1 protein-coding gene is annotated in these 1230 nt (G+C 47.8%); it reads right to left on the reverse strand.

Features of this window, described 5'->3' with window-relative positions; genetic code table 11:
* Positions 1 to 18: 18 nt before the first annotated feature.
* Positions 19 to 1166 (reverse strand): IS3 family transposase gene (locus LHL20_RS20955; RefSeq protein ID WP_159628135.1). Its coding sequence is split into 2 segments (ribosomal slippage): positions 19 to 929 and positions 929 to 1166, totalling 1149 coding nucleotides; the frame shifts between segments, so codons are not numbered across the junction.
* Positions 1167 to 1230: the final 64 nt, after the last annotated feature.

Below are 1230 nucleotides of genomic sequence, written 5' to 3' on the forward strand. Positions count from 1 at the left end.
TGAATCGCCACTATTAGCCTAGACACTTCCCAGCCGTTGAACATGGCGTTTTTCATACTCTACTGGTGACAGTAAATTATTGGAACCATGTTTGCGTTTGCAGTTATAAAACATTTCGATGTAATCGAATATGTCAGCACGGGCATCATCTCTTGTTGAGTAGATTTTCTTTTTGATTCTCTCTCGCTTCAGCAGTTGGAAAAAGCTTTCCGCCACGGCGTTATCATGACAGTTACCGCGTCGGCTCATACTTCCCTCCAGACCATTCGCTTTCAGGAAAGCCTGCCAGTCATGGCTGGTATATTGGCTTCCTTGATCTGAGTGCACCGTCACTTGTTGCTTTGGATTTCGACGCCATACAGCCATCAACAGAGCGTTGAGAACAATGTCTTTCGTTATTCGTTGCTGCATTGACCAGCCGATTACCTTTCGGGAGAACAAGTCGACAACAACCGCCAGATACAGCCAGCCTTCGTGAGTTCGGACATGCGTGATATCCGTTACCCAGGCTTCATCAGGCGCAGCGGGATTAAACTCCCGGTTCAGCCGGTTTGGCACCACAACGTGACTTTCTCCGCCTCGATGCCGGGGTCGACGATAGCCAACCTGAGCTCGTAATCCTTCCTGAACCATGAGTCGGTACACGCGGTTAATACCGCATCGTTCACCGATGTCCCGTAAATCTGAATGAATTTTGCGGTAGCCGTACACGCCACCAGACTCCAGCCAGAATTGCTTAATTAGTCCTGTTAGACGACGGTTTGCTTTGTCGCGTTTCGACAGAGGCTTACTGCTCCAGGCATAGTATCCGCTGGGATGAACATCCAGCATCCGACATAGCCAACGAACAGGCCAGCTATTGCTATTATCCTTGATAAAGGCGTACCTCAATCGGACTGCTTTGCGAAGTACGCCGCGGCTTTTTTTAATATATCCCGTTCTTCTGTAGCCCGTTTTAATTCTTTCTGAAGTCGCTTTATCTCAGCCTGAGCCTCAGATAAATCATTATGCTTCTTGGAATCAGGGCCGAACTTCTTAACCCAGGCGTACAAGCTGTGAGTAGTGATATCGAGTCGCTTGGCAACATCAGCGACAGAATGGCCACGATCAACGACTTGTTTGACCGCTTCAATTTTAAATTCTTCAGGGTAGCGTTTACCGCTCATAAGCACCTCTCTTTTCAGTTAGTTTATCTAACTGAGAGGCGTCTAGGAAATTAGTGGCGATTCA

The organism is Alteromonas sp. McT4-15 (genome assembly GCF_020515205.1).
Classification (GTDB): Bacteria; Pseudomonadota; Gammaproteobacteria; order Enterobacterales; family Alteromonadaceae; genus Alteromonas.